The following is an 18,887-nucleotide window of genomic DNA, read 5'->3' as shown; positions in this document are numbered from 1 at the left end:
CGGCCCCCTCCCCGCCCGGCAGGCCGCGGGCCCCCCCCCCCCACCAACCCCCCCCCCCCCCCCCCCCCCCCCCCCCCGGCCCCGCCCCCGGCCCCGACCCCGGCCCACCCGCAGCCACCCCACCCGCCCCCCGCCCGGCCAGGGCAGAGGCAGAGGCAGAGGCAGAGGCAAGCTCAGAACACCGAAAGCCCCGTCAACGTGGTGAAGCGGTCCAGAGCCGCCACACCCGCCACCGAGTTGCCCTGCGCGTCGAGTCCAGGGCTCCAGACCGCGAGGGTGCACAGGCCCGGGACGACCGCGACGATGCCGCCCCCGACGCCGCTCTTGCCCGGCAGCCCGACCCGGTACGCGAACTCGCCCGCTGCGTCGTACGTCCCGCAGGTCAGCATCACCGCGTTGATCTGCTTGGCCTCGCTGCGCGTCAGCAGCCGCGAGCCGTCCGCGCGCAGCCCGTGCCGGGCCAGGAACCGCCCGGCCAGGGCGAGATCGGCGCAGCTCATCTCGATGGAGCACTGCCAGAAGTAGTGGTCCAGCAGCGCCGGCACGGGGTTGTCGATGTTCCCGTACGAGGCCATGAAGTGGGCGACGGCCGCGTTCCGGTCGCCGTGTTCCTGCTCGGACGCGGCCACCTCCGCGTCGAAGCCGATGCCGGGGTTGCCGCTCTCCTGCCGCAGGAACTCCAGCAGTTCGCTGCTCGCGTCGCCCGTCAGGGTCTGGAGCCGGTCGGTGACGACGAGCGCGCCCGCGTTGATGAACGGGTTGCGGGGGATGCCGTTCTCGTACTCCAGCTGCACGAGCGAGTTGAACGGGTTGCCCGACGGCTCCCGGCCCACCCGCTCCCACAGGCTGTCGCCGCCCTCGGCCAGCGCCAGCGCCAGCGCGAACACCTTGGTGATCGACTGGGTGGAGAACGGGGTCCGCCAGTCACCGACCCCGTAGACGTTCCCGTCGAGGTCGGCGAGCGCCATCCCGAAGCTGCCGGGGTCCACGGTCGCGAGGGCCGGGATGTACTCGGCGGGCGTGCCGCTGCCGACGAGGGACGCGATGTCGGCCGCGACCCGCTCCAGCAGGGCCGCGTAGTCGAAGGGCCCGGCCTCCACCGCCACTCCTGTTACGCCTTGGTGCCGCGGTGCAGGGCGACGACGCCGCCGGTCAGGTTCCGCCAGGCGACCTTGCCCCAGCCGGCCTTCTGCAGCAGCGCGGCCAGCGCCGGCTGGTCCGGCCATTCGCGGACGGACTCGGCGAGGTACACGTACGCGTCCGGGTTCGAGGCCACCACACGGGCCACCGGCGGCAGCGCGCGCATCAGGTACTCCATGTAGACGGTGCGGAAGGGCGCCCAGGTCGGCTGCGAGAACTCGCAGATCACGACCTGGCCGCCGGGCTTCGTCACCCGGTACAGCTCGCGCAGCGCGGCGTCGGTGTCCTGGACGTTGCGCAGGCCGAAGGAGATCGTCACGGTGTCGAAGACGTCGTCCTTGAACGGCAGCTTCGTCGCGTCACCGGCGGTCAGCGGCAGCCAGGCGTGCTTCTTCTTGCCCTCGCGGAGCATGCCGAGGGAGAAGTCGCAGGGGACGACGTACGCGCCGCTCTCGGCGAAGGGCAGCGAGGAGGTCGCGGTTCCGGCGGCGAGGTCGAGGACCTTCTGGCCGGGGCGGGCGGCGACCGCCTTGGCGACCTCCCTGCGCCACAGGCGCGCCTGGCCGAGGGAGATCACGTCGTTGGTGAGGTCGTAGTTCGCCGCCACACCGTCGAACATGGACGCGACTTCGTGCGGCTGCTTGTCCAGGGAAGCCCTTGTCACTGATGTGTGCCCCTCGGTGTGCGGGTCGACAGATACGGGGCCATCCTCTCAGGCCGCCGCCGCGCCACCCGCCCGGGACTGGCCCCGGGGACAGTTGTGGTGTGGCGTGCGGGTGGGTTGACTGGACGCGGGCCGACCCGGACCGACGACCCGGCAGGGCGAGGGGCACACTGGGTGCCCTCGTCTAGCAAAGGGCTCCAGCATGCCGGCAGGGCGTTCCACCGGTCGTTCCACGGACGGTTCCCGAGGAGGCCTGCGCGCGCTGCGCCGGGCCGAGCGGCGCCGGCGGCTGCGCCGGACGGTCCTCGGGGCGACGGCGCTGATCGTGCTCTCGGTGTCCGCCTACACCCTGGCCCCCGGGGATCCGGAGGTCGCCACCGTCGCCGACGGCCGGGGCGCAGGGCCGGCGGAAGAGGTCCCGGCGGACCCGTCCGCCACGGCCCCGCACGCCTCCTCCCCCGCTTCGCGCACGACCCGCCGCCCCTCCGGCCCGGCCTCCCCGAAGGCGCCCGCGGCCTCCCCTTCCACCCCGGCCTCCCCGAAGGCGTCCACGGGCCCGTCCGCGCCCGCCGCGGGGCCGGGGACGTTCACCGCGTCGACGGTGACGGGGCAGCCCCAGGGCAAGGGGCCCGTACGGAGCTGGCGGATCGAGGTCGAACAGGGCAGCGGGGTCGACCCGGAGGCCGCCGCCCGCTCCGTCGAGGCGATCCTCGGGGACCCGCGCGGCTGGATCCGCGACCCGGCGTACGGCTTCCGGATGGCCGGGCCCGGGGAGACGGTGGACTTCACCGTGAAGATCGCCACGCCGTCGACCACCGACCGGCTGTGCGAGGTGGTCACGCCCGAGCTGATCGGGGAGACCAACTGCCGGGCCGGGCACACCGTCGTGGTCAACCTCAAGCGCTGGCTGGAGGGGTCCCCGCAGTTCAGCGGCCCGGTGGAGGAATACCGGGCCCTGATCGTGAACCACGAGGTGGGCCACGAACTGGGCCGGGAGCACGAGACCTGCCCCGGGCCCGGGCGGCCGGCGCCCGCGATGATGCAGCAGATCAAGGGACTGCTCGGCTGTACGTCCAACGCCTGGCCGTTCGACGGAGCGGGAACCTACCTGGCCGGTCCGCGCGTCCCCTGACACAGCAGTGGCCGGGGTGAGGAGCGGGAACCGTGCGCGTCGTCAGCTTCAGCGTCCCCGCCTGGTTCCCGTCGTACGGGCCCCAGCGGCCGCGGGTGCGGCTCACCGAACAGGAGTCGGCGGTGTTCCTGTGCCTGGCGACCGGGGCGTCCAACGCGGAACTCGCCGCGGAGCTCCACCTGTCGGTCAGCACCGTCAAGTTCCACGTGGGCAACATACGGGCCAAGCTCGGCGGGATCAGCCGCCTCCAGGCCTGCCTCCTGGCGGCCCTCGCCCGCGACGGCCGGCGGCTCAGCGACGGCGGTGCAGGAGACGGCCCCCGATGACCGTGGCCACGCAGGTGTCCGCGCCGAGGGCCGGGAGCTCCGCCGGGGACGGCACCGCGAACACCGCGAAGCGGGCCGGGGCGCCGGCTTCCAGGACCCCGTGGAAGGCCTCCTCGGCCGTCTCCCGGCCCGCGAGCGGGTCGAGGGCGGGCGGGCCCTCGTAGGGGACGGGCGCGAGCACGGCCAGGCCCGAGCGGACCACCGCGGTGCGCACCGACGCCACCGTGAACCGGCCCGCGACGGCCACCACCCCGCGCGCCAGCAGCTTCTGCGTGCCGCGCCGGGCGCTGTTGCCCCAGCGGGCCTCGGTCATCTTCAGGGCGTCCAGGGCGGCCGCCCCGGTGATCGGGCCGGCGCCGAGCTCGGTGATCTCGTACGGGTCGTCCGGGTAGTACGTCCGCTCCAGCAGCTCGTCCGCGCCGCGCGCCAGCAGCCCCGGGGTCAGCACGCCGGGCCAGCGGCGGACCCGGGCGTGCGGGGCGTCCGCGGCGAGCTCCGCGTACGGGCCCGCGCGGACGATCCGGTCGCCCTCGACCAGGACGGCGCCGCCTTCCAGCGGCGTCGATCCCGGGCCGGTGACGAGGAGTTCGGCCGTGTGCAGCGTGAGCATCAGTTCGTGGAGATGAGCTTCAGCTCGGGGTGCGCGGTGCCGCCCTCGATGGCGATGGAGGAGATGTGCGAGGCGACGCGGTGGTCGGCCGGGTCGTTCGCCGGGTCGTCGTGCACGAGGAGGTGCTCGTACGTCGTGGCGCGCTGCGCCGGGACGCGGCCCGCCTTGCGGATCAGGTCGATGATCTCCTGGCGGTTCGAGCGGTGCTTGGCACCGGCCGAGGAGACGACGTTCTCCTCCAGCATGATCGAACCGAGGTCGTCCGCGCCGTAGTGCAGGGAGAGCTGGCCCGCCTCCTTGCCGACGGTGAGCCAGGAGCCCTGGATGTGGGCGACGTTGTCGAGGAAGAGCCGCGCGATGGCGATCATGCGCAGGTACTCGAAGACCGTCGCCTGGGTGCGGCCCTTGAGGTGGTTGTTCTCGGGCTGGTACGTGTACGGGATGAACGCGCGGAAGCCGCCGGTGCGGTCCTGCGTGTCCCGGATCATCGCGATGTGCTCGATGCGTTCGGCGTTGGTCTCGCCGGTGCCCATCAGCATGGTGGAGGTGGACTCCACGCCCAGCCGGTGGGCGATCTCCATGATCTCCAGCCAGCGTTCGCCGGACTCCTTCAGCGGGGCGATCGCCTTGCGGGGCCGCGCGGGCAGCAGTTCGGCGCCCGCGCCGGCGAAGGAGTCCAGGCCGGCGGCGTGGATCCGCTGGATGGCCTCCTCGGCCGAGACGCCCGAGATGCGGGCCATGTGCTCGACCTCGGACGCGCCGAGGGAGTGGATGACGAGCTGCGGGAATTCCTTCTTGATGGCCCCGAAGTGGTGCTCGTAGTACTCGACGCCGTAGTCGGGGTGGTGGCCGCCCTGGAACATGATCTGCGTGCCGCCGAGCTCCACGGTCTCCGCGCAGCGGCGCAGGATGTCGTCGAGGTCGCGCGACCAGCCCTTCTTCTTGTCCTTGGGGGCCGCGTAGAAGGCGCAGAACTTGCACGCCGTCACGCACACGTTCGTGTAGTTGATGTTGCGCTCGATGATGTACGTCGCGATGTGCTCCGTACCGGCGTAGCGCAGCCGGCGCGCGGCGTCGGCGGCCTGGCCGAGCGCGTGGAGCGGGGCGTGCCGGTAGAGGTCGAGGGCCTCTTCCTGGCTGATCCGGCCCCCTGCGGCGGCACGGTCGAGGACAGACTGGAGAGCGGCCTGGTCGGTCACCGGTGCGTCACCTTTCGGCGGTGTGTCAAGGGTCCGGACCGATCCAGCCTACGCCAGGGCCCGTCCGCGGGTTTCAGGGGCCGGGCCCCCGCGGTTCAGGGGCTGCGGGTGAGGTCGCCCTCGGGGTTCCCGGCGGGACCGTCGCCCGACTTGTAGTGGAGGGTTCCGTTCTCGTTGAGGGTGAAGCGCTCGTCGGCGGAGCCGTTGGAGCAGACGCCGGGCGCCGGGTTCGGACCACCGGAGGTGTCGAGGACGAGCGAGCGGTCGGTGGCGGAGGCCAGCTTCCAGTCGCCGCTGCAGTCGGTGCCGAGGAGGTCGATGACCGACTTGTCGCGGGCGACGACCTCGCCGACCTTGCCGCCCTTGATCGTGATCTCGAACGCGCTCGGGACGCCCAGGCGGGCGGTGGTGACCGTGCCCTTCCAGGTTCCGGTCAGCTCCTTCGGCACGTCGCCCCGGGTCCCCTTCGGCGGGGCCGACGAGGCCGCGGACGGACTGCCCGTGGGCGTGGTCGCGGGCGAGGACGCGGCCGGGTCGGTGTCCGCCGGCGTCGACGCCGAGGGCCGCGGGCCGCTGCTCGCCGCGTCCCGGCCCTCGCCCTGTCCCGGCAGCAGCCCCATCCCGTACAGCCCGCCGGTCACCCCCGCGAGGACGGCCGCCGCCGCGAGGACGACCGTGCAGCTGAACCGCCGGCCGGCCGCGCTGACCGTCACCCGGCGCCCTTCCGGGGCTTCGCGCGGGCCCGGCACACCGCCGCCGCCCGCCGTCCCGGTCACCGCGTCGTGCGGCGCGGCGTTCGACGCCCCCTGCCGCGCGGCGCCCGAACCGTACGGGCCCGCCGGGCCCGAAGCCCCGTACGGGCCCCCGTACGAGGGGTCCGGCGCCCCGAACCCGCCGCCCGCCGGAGCCCCGTACGGGGCCGCGGGCAACGGCACCGGCCCGGACCCGGCCCGCCCTGCGGGATCCCCGGCGGGCTCCGCGTCCAGGTCCAGCAGGGCCACGGCCGCCCGGCTCGCCTCCTCCACCAGCGGAGCCGGCAGCCACCCCGGCGCGCCCAGGGCGCCGCCCAGGGCCACCGCCAGCTCCTGCGGCGCGGGACGCTCCGGGGCCGCCTTGGCGAGGCAGGACGCGATCAGCTCGCGGAGCTCCCCGGCCGGGATCCCGTCGAGCTCCGGCGGCTCGTGGACCACCTTGTAGAGGAGCGTCGCCGAGTTGTCCCCGGTGAAGGGGGGCCGCCCGGTCGCCGCGAAGGCCAGCACCGCGCCCAGCGAGAACACGTCCGCCGCCCCGCTGATCCCCTTGCCGAGGATCTGCTCGGGCGACATGTAGCCGGGCGAGCCGACGGACACCCCCGTGGAGGTCAGCGAGGCCGTCCCGTCCGTGGCCCGGGCGATCCCGAAGTCGATCAGCCGGGGCCCGTCGAGGGTCAGCATCACGTTCGACGGCTTCACGTCCCGGTGGACGAGGCCCAGCGCGTGCACCGCCACCAGCGCCCGGGCCAGCCCCGCTCCGACGGCCCGCACCGATGACCCCGGCAGCGGCCCGTGCCCGGCCACCGCCCGGTCCAGGGAGGGGCCCGCCACGTAGCCCGTCGCCACCCACGGCACGGCCGCCTCGGGGTCGGCGTCCAGCACCGGCGCCGTCCACTCCCCGCCGACCCGGCGGGCGGCCTCCACCTCGCGCCGGAACCGCTCCCGGAACTCCCCGTCCGCCGCGAAGTGCGGGTGCACGATCTTCACCGCGACGGTCCGGCCGCCCGCGCTGCGCCCCAGGTAGACCCGGCCCATGCCGCCCGCGCCGAGCCGGCCGAGCAGCCGGTACGCCCCGATCGTCCGCGGTTCACCGGCTTCGAGCGGCTGCATCGCTTCCCCGTCCCCCGAGTCGTCTGATGTCACCAGCACCTTAGGGCCTCGGGCATCGCCTACGGTGGGCCGCCGGAAACCGTACGAGGGGGGAAGAAAGATGAACGGCACCGGCACCACCGGGACGACGAGCCTGACCGGGCGGAACCGGACGGCGCGGGTCGCCCTCGGCTTCGCGCTGGCGTCCGTGGGCTTCCTCGGGAACTTCGCCGGGCCGATCGCCTGGCTCAACCCGCCGCTCTTCGTCGCGCTGGCGCTGCTGTGCGCGCTGCTGGCGATCCCCTCCGGGCACGCGGCCCGCTTCCGGGGCCGCCGGCTCGGCGGCGACGGCCGGGGCGCCGCGCTGGCCGCCCTCCTGATCGGCTGGCTGTGCCTGCTGGTGACGCTCTTGGCCGTCGCCGCCCTCTTCGGCCTGGCGGCCGGCCTGGGCTTCGTCATGGAGCACGGCTGAACCGAAAGCCCCGGGCGAATGCATGCATTCCGCTTCGCGGTACACGAGGGCGAATGGGGAACGAATTCCCGGATAACGCACGCATTCGCTTTCCGGTGTGCGCGGCGGCGGCGGGCATAAGCCCGCTCAATGATCCGCGGCGCCCACCTTGAGGAGCTCCACGGCGACATCCGTGGGGTAGCCCGTCGTGGAACCCGTACGGCGCGCGAATTCGCGGACGCCGGCCAGTTGTTCCGGGCCGAAGCGGAAGTCGAGCGTGGTGAAGTAGCGCTCCAGCAGCTCGGCGTCGAAGGCCTCCCAGCGGGCGGCCTGCTTGGCGACCTTGGTGACCTCCCGGAGGGAGACGTCCATGGAGGACAGGAAGGCCTCGTGGACCTTGGAGACGACGACGGGCTCGCGGGCGAGGTAGTCCTTGCGGGCGGCCCAGACGGCGAAGACGAACGGCAGTCCGGTCCAGTCCTTCCACATCTGACCGAGGTCGTGGACCGCCAGCCCGAGCCGGGGGGCGTCGTGCAGCGAGGCGCGCAGCGCGGCGTCGCCGATCAGCACCGCCGCGTCGGCCTCCTGCATCATGACGCCCAGGTCAGGGGGGCAGGAGTAGTAGTCGGGCTGGACTCCGTACTGCTCGGCGAGGAGCAGCTGGGCGAGGCGTACGGAGGTCCGGGAGGTCGATCCGAGGGCGACCCGGGCGCCGTCGAGCTGCTCCAGCGGGACCTGGGAGACGATCACGCAGGACATCACGGGGCCGTCGCAGCCGACCGCGATGTCGGGGAAGGCGACGAGCTCGTCGGCGTTGCGGAGGTACTCGACGAGGGTGATGGGCGCGATGTCGAGTTCGCCGCTGACGAGTCTTTCGCTGAGTTTCTCGGGGGTGTCCTTGGTCAGCTCCAGGTCCAGCAGCGTGCCGGTTCGGGCCAGCCCCCAGTAGAGGGGCAGGCAGTTCAGGAACTGGATGTGGCCGACGCGGGGCCGGCTGCGGTAGACGTCCACATCGCGAGACTAGCCCCCGGCTCTCCGTCAGCCATCGAGCGGGTCTCAAACGTCCGGGTGACGTGATCTTTCCCTCTGGTCTCGGCCGCGGGGTGCGTGCTAGGCTCGACGCAAGTTGCAGTTTGGTTTCCCTTGCAGTACGAAGCCTGCGGAGAATGTGACCCGCAGGCTTTTGTAGTTTTCAGACTTCTTAGCAGGTTCTGGAGCAGGGCGACCCTTTGGCCCATAGGAGGGCTCATGGCTACCGGAACCGTGAAGTGGTTCAACGCTGAAAAGGGCTTCGGCTTCATCGCCCAGGACGGCGGCGGCCCGGATGTCTTCGTCCACTACTCCGCGATCAACGCTGCTGGCTTCCGCTCCCTGGAGGAGAACCAGCAGGTGAACTTCGACGTCACGCAGGGTCCGAAGGGCCCGCAGGCGGAGAACGTCACCCCGGCCTAGTCGCCTGGCCGACCGGATCGCGGTTGGATTAGCAGTACCCAAGGAGCCCTGCCTCCTCCGTGCGAGCGGAGGGGGCGGGGCTCCTGCCTTTTCACCCCCGGCTCTCACCCCCGGCTTTCAGCGCCGCTTTCACCGCCGGCGAAGCGGAAGGCCGCCGGCCGGTCACCGTGCGGGACGGTGACCGGCCGGCGGCCTTCTCGTGTGTCCGGGGCCCCCGATCAGGGCTTGAGGGCCGGCTGGGAGGTGGTCGGGGCGGGCTTGGTACCGGTCCCCGGCTGCGTCTCAGGGGTTCCGGGCGCGGGGTCCGGCTTGGTCTCCGCCTTGGGGGCGATCGTGATCTCCAGGACCAGGACCGACTTCTCGGGCGTGATCAGGCGCAGGTGGTAGGTGCCCGGGGCGACGTCCTTGGTGAGGAGGTCCGGCAGGGCGGTCTTGCCGTCGGCGCCGGTCTTGGGCAGGTCCAGTGCGAACAGCTTCTTGCCGTCCTCGCCCGCGAAGTACGGGCCCTTCGCCGTCTTCGGGTCCACGGGGACCCAGGCGCCGGCCTGGTCCTTCTCGACGAGGGCGGCGGTGAGCTGCGCACCGGCGACGGGCGTGTTCCCTGCGGCGGCGAGGAACTGCAGGCCCTTCACGGCGGTGCCGGTCTCGGCCCGCACGGGGGCCGTGCCGTCGGTGCGGGTCAGCACGACCGGCTTGGCGGTGACCTTGCCGTCCAGGGCCACGGTGAACTGGCTCTTGGAGTCGTAGGCCGTGGCGCGGAGGGTGAAGGCGCCGGCCGTCGGGCCCGCCTTCAGCTTGGGGGCGGTGGCGATGCCCTGGGCGTCCGTACGGATCACCACGCTGGGCTCGTTCAGCGGGGAGAAGCGGGTCCCGCCGGTGGTGTCCCCCTCGACGGCGATCACGACGGCCTGGCCGACGGCCGGCTTTCCGTCGCTGAGGACCGCCTTGAAGCGGGTGCCCTCCGCGAAGACGCCGCCCGTCTCGGCCTCCAGCTTCGCCCCGCCGACGCGCTCCAGCTTGGCGAGCGCGGCCGGCGCCGGGGTCGGCTTGGTCGGCTCGGTGGGCGGGGTCGTCGGCGTGGTCGGCTTGGTGGGCGTGGTCGGGTTCGTCGGCGTGGTGGGGTTCGTCGGCGTCGTGGGCGTGGTCGGCCGGGTCGGCGTCGTCGGGAACGTGGGCTGCGGGGCGGGCAGGGTGCCCGAGGGCGGCGGGGTGGGGAAGTTCCCGGCGGGCGGGTTCGGTACCCCGGCGGCGCCGTTCTGGTACTGCCGCATGTAGCCGAGTACGGAGTTCACGTACTCGCGGGAGTTGTTGTAGCTGAGGATCGCCTTGTCGAGCTTGGCCGGGTCGGAGAGGTCCCGGTCGCCCGCGCACAGGTAGAGGCCCGCGCCCAGGGCCGCGTCGTAGATGTTGTTCGCGTCGCGCTTGCCGTCGGCGTTGCCGTCGGCCTTCCAGTCCTTCCACGTGGACGGGATGAACTGCATCGGGCCGAAGGCACGGTCGTACTCGGTGTCCGCGTCCCACTCGCCCTTGTCGGTGTCGCTGATCTTCGCGAAGCCGTTGCCGTCGAGGCGGGGGCCGCGGATCGGCTTCTCCGTGTACCCGTCGGACTGGAGCCCGTACCCGGAGGCGTGGACGGACTCGATGCGGCCGATGCCCGCCAGCAGTTCCCAGGGCAGCTTGCAGTTGGGCAGGGCCGCGCCCACCGACACCGCGGCGCGCTGGTAGGCGTCGAGGGCGGTCGCGGGTATGCCGCCGGCGCCTTCGGGAGCGTTCGCTCCGGGCGGCGGCGTGGGGTCGGCGAGCGTGGGCGGCAGGTCGAGCCGCGCGTCGCCGCGGTCGGTGGCCTGCGGACTGTCCGGGGTCGGTTCGGACTCCCCCGCGCCCGCGGTCGACGGGTTGGTCACGACGGCGGCGGTGGTCAGGCTGGCCGCGAGGGCGGCCGTGCACAAGACCTTGCGCGAGGTGTTGACTACATGACGGTGAAGCGGCTTCACAGTGCGGCGATCCCCCCAAGGCGGCCAGCTAAGGTTTGCGGCCGGTCGAGCCGTGATTCTTCTGTCTATCAGGTATTCCGACGCGACTCGCCGTCGCCCCCGCAGATATGACGCACCATTCGTCTCGGCTTCACCGCCCTGTGGCCCAGGACGTCCAGGACGCGGCCCCCGGGGCGACCGGCGGCGCCGCCGGGGTGCGCCTTCCCTGCCGGTAACGCCGCAATGACCCGTTCCGGCACGCCTGATGACCCTTTGCATCCGTTTTCGCCATCGCGGAGCGCGCCGGCGGGCCGGGCGCGGCCCCACGGCCGACCCCATCCCCGGCCCCTCCGCCGGGTGCTCCGCCGGGTGCTCCGCCGGGTGCTCCGCCGGGTCCCTTCGCCGGCCCATCCCCCGGCCCCTCGGCGGACCTTCCCATCCGCGCCCCCGCACCCTACCCTGACGCCCCGTCAGATCGAGTCGCCAGGGAGCGCCGCATGCTGTTGCGAGGGAAGACCGTCATCGTCTCCGGCGTCGGGGCCGGGCTCGGCCACCAGGTGGCCGCCGCCGTGGTCCGCGACGGCGGGAACGCCGTCCTCGGCGCCCGGACCGAGGCCAACCTGGCCAAGTCCGCCGCCGAGATCGACCCGGACGGGCACCGCACCGCCCACCTCCCCACCGACATCACCGACGAAGCCCAGTGCGAGGCCCTCGTGGCACTGGCCCGCGAGCGCTTCGGCGGCGTGGACGCCGTCGTGCACGTCGCCGCCTGGGACTCGTACTTCGGCGGTCTGACGGACGCCGACTTCGGGACCTGGCAGCAGATCCTCGACGTCAACCTCCTGGGCACCCTGCGCATGACCCGGGCCTGCCTCCCCGCGCTCAAGGAGAACGGCGGCTCCGTCGTCATCATCGGCACCCAGTCCGCCGTCGCCGCCCCCAACGAGGTCCAGCAGGCCGCCTACGCCGCCTCCAAGGGCGCGCTGACCTCCGCGATGTACTCCATGGCCCGCGAGCTGGGCCCGCACCGGATCCGCGTCAACACCGTGCTGCCCGGCTGGATGTGGGGCCCGCCCGTCCAGGCCTTCGTGACCTTCACCGCGCACACCGAGGGCGTCCCCGAGGCCGAGGTCCACGCCCGCCTCACCGAGCGGATGGCGCTGCCCGACCTCGCCACCGACGGGGACGTCGCCGACGCCGCCGTGTTCCTCGCCTCGGAGCGGGCCCGGGCGATAACCGGCCAGTCCCTGCTGGTCAACGCCGGTGAACTGATGCGATGACGCCCTCCGTGCGGCGACCCGCGGATCGTATGCTCCCCGTATGACCACTCCGAGTGACGCTCCGACCGAAAACGCGATGCGCCGCGCGCTCCGGCGGGCCCGTGACGGCGTCGCGCTGGACGCGACCGAAGCGGCCGTGCTCCTCCAGGCGCGCGGCGAGGCCCTGAAGGACCTCGCCGCCTCCGCCGCCCGGGTGCGGGACGCCGGGCTCGCGGCCGCCGGCCGGCCCGGCGTCATCACGTACTCGCGCAAGGTCTTCATCCCCCTCACCCGCCTGTGCCGCGACAAGTGCCACTACTGCACCTTCGTCACCGTGCCCGGCAAACTCCGCCGCGCCGGCCACGGCATGTACCTGTCCCCCGACGAGGTCCTCGCCATCGCCCGCGAAGGCGCCGCGATGGGCTGCAAGGAAGCCCTCTTCACCCTCGGGGACCGCCCCGAGGACCGCTGGCCCGAGGCCCGCGAGTGGCTCGACGCGCACGGCTACGACGACACCCTCGCCTACGTACGGGCCATGGCCATCCGGGTCCTGGAGGAGACGGGCCTGCTCCCCCACCTCAACCCGGGCGTCATGACCTGGTCCGAACTCCAGCGCCTCAAGCCCGTCGCCCCGTCGATGGGCATGATGCTGGAAACCACCGCGACCCGCCTGTGGTCCGAGCCCGGCGGCCCCCACCACGGCTCCCCCGACAAGGACCCGGCCGTGCGCCTGCGGGTGCTGGAGGACGCCGGACGCTCCAACGTCCCCTTCACCACCGGCGTCCTCATCGGCATCGGGGAGACCTACGAGGAGCGCGCCGAGGCCTTCTTCGAACTGCGCCGCGTCCAGCGCAGCTACCACGGCGTCCAGGAGGTGATCGTCCAGAACTTCCGCGCCAAGCCGGACACCGCGATGCGCGGCATGCCCGACGCGGAGCTGGAGGAGCTGGCCGCGGCCATCGCCGTCGCCCGCCACATCCTGGGCCCCGGCGCCCGCATCCAGGCCCCGCCGAACCTGGTCGACGCCGAGTACGCCCTGCTCATCGGCGCGGGCATCGACGACTGGGGCGGGGTCTCCCCCCTGACCCCCGACCACGTCAACCCCGAGCGGCCCTGGCCGCACATCGAGGAGCTCGCCGAGCGGACCGCCGCCGCCGGCTTCGAGCTGCGCGAACGGCTCACGATCTACCCGGAGTTCCTGCGGCGCGGCGAACCCTGGCTGGACCCCCGGCTGCTGCCGCACGTCCGCGCCCTGGCCGATCCGGACACGGGCCTGGCGAACGAGTCCGCGAAGGTCGAGGGCCGGCCCTGGCAGGAGCCCGACGAGGGATTCGCCGCGTACGGGCGCACCGACCTGCACACCGCCATCGACACCGAGGGCCGCACCGGCGACCGCCGCGAGGACTTCGACCACGTCTACGGCGACTGGGAGGCCCTGCGCGAGGCCGCCGCGCCCGGCATGGTGCCCGAGCGCATCGACACCGACGTACGGGCCGCCCTCGCGCAGGCCGCCGACGACCCCACCGCGCTCACCGACGCCCAGGCCCTGGCCCTGCTCCACGCCGACGGCCCCGCACTCGACGCGCTGTGCCGGATAGCGGACGACCTGCGCAAGTCGGTGGTGGGCGACGAGGTCACGTACATCGTCACCAGGAACATCAACTTCACCAACGTCTGCTACACCGGCTGCCGGTTCTGCGCCTTCGCGCAGCGCCGCACGGACGCCGACGCCTACACCCTCTCCCTCGACCAGGTCGCCGACCGGGCCGCGCAGGCCTGGGACGTCGGCGCGGTCGAGGTCTGCATGCAGGGCGGCATCCACCCCGACCTGCCCGGCACCGCCTACTTCGACATCGCGCGGGCGGTCAAGGAGCGGGTCCCCGGCATGCACGTGCACGCCTTCTCCCCGATGGAGGTCGAGAACGGCGCCACCCGTACCGGAATGTCCGTACGGGACTGGCTGACGGCCGCCAAGGAGGCCGGGCTGGACTCCATCCCGGGCACGGCGGCGGAGATCCTGGACGACGAGGTCCGCTGGGTCCTCACCAAGGGCAAACTGCCGACGGCGGACTGGATCGACGTCATCTCCACGGCGCACGAGCTCGGCATCCGCTCCTCGTCCACGATGATGTACGGCCACGTCGACCAGCCGCGGCACTGGCTCGGCCACTTCCGCACGCTGGTGCGGATCCAGCAGGCCGCCCTCGACAAGGGCGTCGCGGGCTTCACCGAGTTCGTGACGCTCCCCTTCATCCACACCAACGCCCCCGTCTACCTGGCGGGCATCGCCCGGCCCGGCCCCACCGTCCGCGACAACCGGGCGGTGACGGCCATGGCCCGGCTGCTGCTCCACCCGCACATCACCAACATCCAGACCAGCTGGGTGAAGCTGGGTGCGGAGGGCGCGGCCGAGATGCTCCGCTCCGGCGCCAACGACCTCGGCGGGACCCTGATGGAGGAGACCATCTCCCGCATGGCCGGATCGGGTTACGGCTCGTACAAGTCGGTCCGGGACCTGATCGCGGTCGCGGAGGCCGCCGGCCGGCCTGCGAAGGCCCGCACCACCCTGTACGGGGAAGTCCCGCAGGAGCGCCAGGACGCGGCCCGCGCCTCCGACGGACACCTGCCGGAACTGCTCCCCGTACTGGACTGACCCCGGGCGCGCGGCGGAGCCCGGCCGGGGTTGCCGGCCGGGCTCCGGGCGCGTCCCGGCGGCGCGGTTCAGCCGACGAGCAGGTCCTCGCGGAGCTCGCGCAGCTCGCGGGAGTCGATGCCGAGGCCGTCCTTCAGGTAGCGGTCGAAGGAGCCGTACTTCGCCTTGACCTCCTCGTAGCCCGCGTTCAGGTACTCGGGGCGGACGTCGAGCAGCGGCTTGTAGACGGCGGCCTGCTGGGGCGGCAGGTGGGAGAGGACCGCGTCGTTGGCGGCCTTGCGGTAGTCGTTGCTGGCCAGGTAGTCGGCCTCGACGGTCTCGCGGGGGACGCCGAGGGCGGTCAGCAGCGCGGCGTTCGCCCAGCCCGTACGGTCCTTGCCGGCGGTGCAGTGGAAGAGGACGACGCGGGCGCGGTCCTTCTGGATGCCCTGGAAGACCTGGGTGTAGGCCTTCTTGCCGCCCTCGCCGGAGACCATGCTCCTCTCGGCGTCGGTCATGGCCTTGACGGCCTCGTCGGGGGTCTTGGGCAGGGTCTGGAAGGAGCCGGAGCCGGCGAAGACGTCGGCGACGACGTACGCGGCGTCCGCCGGGACCTTGTCGGCGTCCTTGGTGCGCTCGTCCTCCATGCGCAGGTCGAAGACCGTCTTGACGCGCAGGCGCTGGAGCTTGGCCAGGTCGTTCGCGGTGAGCTTGTTCAGGGCGTCGGAGCGGTAGACCTCGCCCATCTTCACCCACTGGCCGTTCGTGGTGCGGTAGCCGCCCGCGTCACGGAAGTTGGCGGTGCCCTCCAGCGCGATGAGGCGGTCGGCGAGGCGCAGGCCCTGGCCGCGCCCGGGCTTGAAGTCGAACCACTGGCGGTCGGCGGCGGGCAGCCCCTTGACCACGGCCCGGCCCCGGGCGCCGCCCTGGGCGACGACCTTGCCGTTCGCCTTGATCTCGACGCGCCTGGTGCCCTCGGCGTTCCACGTCAGCGTGTACGAGCCGTCGCCGGCGGCGGTGACGGTGGCCTCGGTGAAGGGGATGGCGGACTGGCCCCGGTGGTGGTTCCAGGGGAGGTCCCAGCCCGCGGCGGAGGCGGCGGGGGTGACGGCCAGGGAGGCGGTGAGTGCGGAGGCGACGACGGTCGCGGCGAGGAGTGCCTGCTTCATGTCCCCGAGGCTGTGGGCCGACGGAGAACGCCGCGTGAACGAGGCGTGGCCGAAATCGGCCACCCCGAAGGCGACTGACAAAACGTGCCACTGGACGGGCGGCGGCTGAAAATGTTCGCATTCCGGCCGTTCTCCGGTCACTTACGGGCGACGTGACGAACTCCTTCCGGATTCGACCGAACCTGTCCACTACAGTCGCGCCAAAGCCTGGGGGGAAACTGCGATGGACACAGCCATGTCGAGAACTGCGGCACCGGCGACCGTGGGGGCGGCACCGGAATCCGCGGTGGCAGCGGGGGCGGATACCGCGCCGGACGGCCGACCGGCCGCGAATCCGCCGGTCACGGCCCCGGCGCCGGTGGCCGCGGGCGCTTCCGCCGGACCCGCCGGGGGTGCCTCCGTCGGGGTGGCCACCGCCCTGTGGGGCCGCGTCGAACAGCAGGACTTCCGCAGCCGGGTCCGCGGCACCCTCCTCGGCTCCGCCATCGGCGACGCCCTCGGCGCACCCGTCGCCGGCCTCTCCCTGGACGGCATCCGCGAAACCCACGGCCTGGCCGGGCTGACCGAACCCGCCCCCGCCCACGGCCGCCGGGGCACCGTCACCGCCTCCACACAGCTCACCCTGTTCACCGTCGACGGGCTCATACGCGCCCACGTGCGCCGCGACACCGGCGGCTGGCATCCGCCCACCGACGTCCACCGCGCCTACCTGCGCTGGGCCGCGACCCAGCACGACTGGGGCCCGGACGAACGCCGCCAGGACAACGGCTGGCTCGCCCGCGAGGAATGGCTCTACGCCCGCCGCGGCCCCGACCGCGCCTGCATGACCGGCTTCGCCGACGACATCCTCGGCACCCTGGAACAGCCGAAGAACCCCACCGCCCGCGACGCGGCCGCCACCGTCCGCTCGGCCCCCTTCGGCCTGCTCGTCGGCTGGGAACCCGCCCTCGTCCTCCAGCTCGCCGTCGAATGCGCCACCCAGAGCCACGGACACCCCACCGCGTACCTGTCCGCCGGCGCCCTCGCCGTGATCATCCACGGCCTGACCCGGGGCGAGACCCTCGACGCCGCCATCCAGCGCGCCCTCGGCCTCCTCGGCACCCGCCCCGGACACCAGCCCGTCACCGACGCCCTCCAGCGGGCCGTCTCCGCCGTCACCCTCCAGGCACCGAGCCCCCGGGCCGTCGAGTCCCTCTCCCCGGGCGACGGACGCGACGCCGAGGACGCCCTGGCCGTCGCCGTGTACTGCGCCCTCGTCGCCGAGGACGTCCCGCACGGGCTGCGCCTGGCCGTCAACCACGGCGGCGACTCCACCGCCACCGGCGCCCTGTGCGGGTCCCTCCTCGGCGCCCTGCACGGCGAGACGGCCCTGCCGGCCGCCTGGCTCGCCGACCTGGAGGGACGCGCCACGATCCTGGAACTCTCCGACGACTTCGCCCTGGAGATGACCCAGGGCCCGGCCCTCCACGGCCCCTCCGCCTCCGCCCCCGGCTGGCTGGCCCGCTACCCGCGCGCCTGAGGGGTCAGCCGCGCACGGGGTCGTCCTTCGTGTAGGTGAGGCGCTCCACCTGACCGGACTGGAAGTCGTCCGCGATCTCCTTGCCGTTGACGACGAGGTCGACGGCGCCCGCGTCACCCAGGACCAGGTCGATCGACTGGCCGTCCGTGAAGGTCTTGCTCTCGCCCGGCTGGATCGTTCCGTCGAAGACCAGCCGCCCGCCGTGGTCCTTGACGGAGATCCAGCTCGAGTCCCGGGCGCGCACCACGACCGTGACCCGGTCCCCCGGCGCGTCGCCAGGAGCCGCGGCCGCGGCGTCCCGCCCGGCGGGCGGAGCGGCCGACGCCTGCCGGGAAGCGGAAGCGGCGGGGGATGCGGACGACGAGGCCGGCGGGGAGGCCGACGGGGACCGCAGCGCCCCGGCCTCGCCACCCGGGTCGTCGCCCCGGCTGGCGACGACGACCAGGACGGCGGCCACGACCGCGACGACGGTACCCGCGAGCACGGTCACCACCCGCGAACGCCCGCCCCCGCCACGAACGGACCGTTCCGACCCCGGCTCCTGCCCCTGATCCTGCCCCTGCTCAGCCGGGGCGACCACGGTGTCCGGGACGAGGGGCGCCGTCCGGACCGGCACGTCCACCGGCACCGTCGGACCGGAATCCGACACGACCGGGCCGGGGGCGAACCGTTCGAGGAGCTCCTCCGGGGACGGGCGGTGGGCCGGGTCCTTCAGGAGGCAGGCGGCGACGGCCGCCCGCAGCCCCTCCGGTACCGCGGACACGTCCGCCGGCTCGTGCACCGACCGGTACATCAGTCCGAGGGGCGTACCCTCCCCGAAGGCGCTCCCGCCCGCCGCCGCGACCAGTACCGCGCCCAGTGCGAACACGTCCGCGGCGCCGCTGACGTCCAGCCCCTGCGCCTGCTCGGGCGCCAGGAAGCCGGGCGTGCCGAACGCGGCCCCCGTGAAGGTCAGCCGGGTCGACTCGACGGCCCGTGCGATGCCGAAGTCGAGGACCCGGGGTCCGTCCTCCGCCATGATGATGTTCCCCGGCTTCAGGTCCCGGTGGACCAGACCGCACGCGTGCACGGCGTGCAGCGCCTCCGCCAGCGCGGCGCCCAGCAGCCGCAGCCGGTCCTCGTCCATCGGACCGCGCTCCGCCAGCAGCCCGGACAGCGTGGGCCCCGGAACGTAGGCCGTCGCCAGCCAGGGCACGTCCGCGTCCGGATCCGCGTCCACGACCGGGGCCGTGTGGAAACCCCCGACCTTGCGGGCCGCCGCCACCTCCGCGCGGAACCGCTCCCGGAAGTGCGGATCGGCGGCCAGTTCGGGCCGCACCACCTTCACCGCCACCGCGCGGCCGCCACGCGACCGGGCCAGGTACACCGTCCCCATGCCGCCCGCGCCCAGCTCCCGCTCGACGGCGTACGCACCGATCCGCTCCGGCAGACCCGTCCCGAACCCCACCCGCACGCCCCCTCCGCGATACCCGCCGCCCAGTATGACCCCGCGCCGGCCCGCCCCGGCCCGCGGCGCGGAC

The 18,887-nt window shown here is 73.5% G+C and carries 16 protein-coding genes; 7 read left to right on the top strand and 9 right to left on the bottom strand.

Going from position 1 to position 18,887, the window contains the following annotated elements:
- Nucleotides 1-173 precede the first annotated feature (173 nt).
- Nucleotides 174-1,100 carry a glutaminase gene (locus AC07B0_RS23675; RefSeq protein WP_467294936.1) on the bottom strand — a complete coding sequence of 309 codons (927 nt, stop codon included), beginning with the start codon at nucleotides 1,098-1,100 and terminating at the stop codon, nucleotides 174-176.
- 11 nt (nucleotides 1,101-1,111) lie between these two features.
- On the bottom strand, nucleotides 1,112-1,804 hold the full coding sequence (locus AC07B0_RS23670; RefSeq protein WP_356872731.1) for a demethylmenaquinone methyltransferase: 693 nt from the start codon (nucleotides 1,802-1,804) through the stop codon (nucleotides 1,112-1,114).
- A 202-nt stretch (nucleotides 1,805-2,006) separates the two neighbouring features.
- On the opposite strand from AC07B0_RS23670, the gene AC07B0_RS23665 reads away from it, so the two are divergent.
- Together AC07B0_RS23665 and AC07B0_RS23660 are read left to right on the top strand one after the other, a co-directional pair.
- Entirely contained in the window at nucleotides 2,007-2,936 is a 930-nt protein-coding gene (locus tag AC07B0_RS23665; RefSeq protein WP_478898863.1) for a DUF3152 domain-containing protein, read from the top strand.
- Nucleotides 2,937-2,968: 32 nt separating this feature from the next.
- A complete protein-coding gene (locus tag AC07B0_RS23660; protein ID WP_356872727.1) occupies nucleotides 2,969-3,262 on the top strand; it encodes a response regulator transcription factor in 294 nt (97 codons plus the stop codon).
- Here the strand turns inward: AC07B0_RS23660 and AC07B0_RS23655 are convergent.
- The 3 genes from AC07B0_RS23655 to AC07B0_RS23645 form a co-directional block, all read right to left on the bottom strand.
- Nucleotides 3,228-3,872, bottom strand: a complete 645-nt coding sequence (locus AC07B0_RS23655) for an imidazolonepropionase-like domain-containing protein (RefSeq protein WP_356872725.1) — start codon at nucleotides 3,870-3,872, stop codon at nucleotides 3,228-3,230. The two genes, AC07B0_RS23660 and AC07B0_RS23655, sit on opposite strands and share 35 nt — an antisense overlap.
- Nucleotides 3,872-5,071: a cyclic dehypoxanthinyl futalosine synthase gene (gene mqnC, locus AC07B0_RS23650; protein ID WP_356872723.1), complete on the bottom strand. Its 1,200-nt coding sequence runs from the start codon at nucleotides 5,069-5,071 to the stop codon at nucleotides 3,872-3,874. Before mqnC ends, AC07B0_RS23655 begins: the two co-directional genes overlap by 1 nt.
- 95 nt (nucleotides 5,072-5,166) lie before the next feature.
- The gene (locus tag AC07B0_RS23645; RefSeq protein WP_356872870.1) at nucleotides 5,167-6,933 is read right to left on the bottom strand and encodes a serine/threonine-protein kinase; all 1,767 of its coding nucleotides are present in this window, start codon (nucleotides 6,931-6,933) and stop codon (nucleotides 5,167-5,169) included.
- Between the two features lie 100 nt (nucleotides 6,934-7,033).
- On the opposite strand from AC07B0_RS23645, the gene AC07B0_RS23640 reads away from it, so the two are divergent.
- Entirely contained in the window at nucleotides 7,034-7,384 is a 351-nt protein-coding gene (locus AC07B0_RS23640; protein ID WP_356872721.1) for a DUF4190 domain-containing protein, read from the top strand.
- Nucleotides 7,385-7,510: 126 nt separating this feature from the next.
- On the opposite strand, the gene AC07B0_RS23635 is transcribed toward AC07B0_RS23640, so the two are convergent.
- Complete coding sequence (locus tag AC07B0_RS23635) at nucleotides 7,511-8,374, bottom strand: menaquinone biosynthetic enzyme MqnA/MqnD family protein (RefSeq protein WP_356872719.1); 864 nt, start codon at nucleotides 8,372-8,374, stop codon at nucleotides 7,511-7,513.
- A gap of 237 nt (nucleotides 8,375-8,611) precedes the next feature.
- Between AC07B0_RS23635 and AC07B0_RS23630 the strand changes: the two genes are divergently transcribed.
- Nucleotides 8,612-8,815: a cold-shock protein gene (locus AC07B0_RS23630; RefSeq protein ID WP_250977180.1), complete on the top strand. Its 204-nt coding sequence runs from the start codon at nucleotides 8,612-8,614 to the stop codon at nucleotides 8,813-8,815.
- A 218-nt stretch (nucleotides 8,816-9,033) separates the two neighbouring features.
- Here the strand turns inward: AC07B0_RS23630 and AC07B0_RS23625 are convergent, their stop codons facing one another.
- Nucleotides 9,034-10,809 (bottom strand): lytic transglycosylase domain-containing protein, encoded by a 1,776-nt coding sequence (locus tag AC07B0_RS23625; RefSeq protein WP_478898862.1) that lies wholly within the window; start codon nucleotides 10,807-10,809, stop codon nucleotides 9,034-9,036.
- 476 nt (nucleotides 10,810-11,285) lie between these two features.
- On the opposite strand from AC07B0_RS23625, the gene AC07B0_RS23620 reads away from it, so the two are divergent.
- A complete protein-coding gene (locus AC07B0_RS23620; protein WP_356872715.1) occupies nucleotides 11,286-12,068 on the top strand; it encodes an SDR family oxidoreductase in 783 nt (260 codons plus the stop codon).
- A gap of 40 nt (nucleotides 12,069-12,108) precedes the next feature.
- Entirely contained in the window at nucleotides 12,109-14,700 is a 2,592-nt protein-coding gene (locus tag AC07B0_RS23615; protein ID WP_469383391.1) for a bifunctional FO biosynthesis protein CofGH, read from the top strand.
- 68 nt (nucleotides 14,701-14,768) lie between these two features.
- On the opposite strand, the gene AC07B0_RS23610 is transcribed toward AC07B0_RS23615, so the two are convergent.
- Entirely contained in the window at nucleotides 14,769-15,848 is a 1,080-nt protein-coding gene (locus tag AC07B0_RS23610; protein ID WP_478898861.1) for a tyrosine-protein phosphatase, read from the bottom strand.
- Nucleotides 15,849-16,254: 406 nt separating this feature from the next.
- On the opposite strand from AC07B0_RS23610, the gene AC07B0_RS23605 reads away from it, so the two are divergent.
- Nucleotides 16,255-17,367, top strand: coding sequence for an ADP-ribosylglycohydrolase family protein (locus AC07B0_RS23605; protein WP_467294951.1), 1,113 nt, complete (start codon nucleotides 16,255-16,257; stop codon nucleotides 17,365-17,367).
- Nucleotides 17,368-17,371: 4 nt separating this feature from the next.
- Here the strand turns inward: AC07B0_RS23605 and AC07B0_RS23600 are convergent, their stop codons facing one another.
- On the bottom strand, nucleotides 17,372-18,814 hold the full coding sequence (locus AC07B0_RS23600) for a RodZ domain-containing protein (RefSeq protein WP_478898860.1): 1,443 nt from the start codon (nucleotides 18,812-18,814) through the stop codon (nucleotides 17,372-17,374).
- Nucleotides 18,815-18,887 lie beyond the last annotated feature (73 nt).

Source organism: Streptomyces sp. NPDC044704 (assembly GCF_056433525.1).
This window is presented reverse-complemented; position numbering and strand designations above follow the sequence as displayed.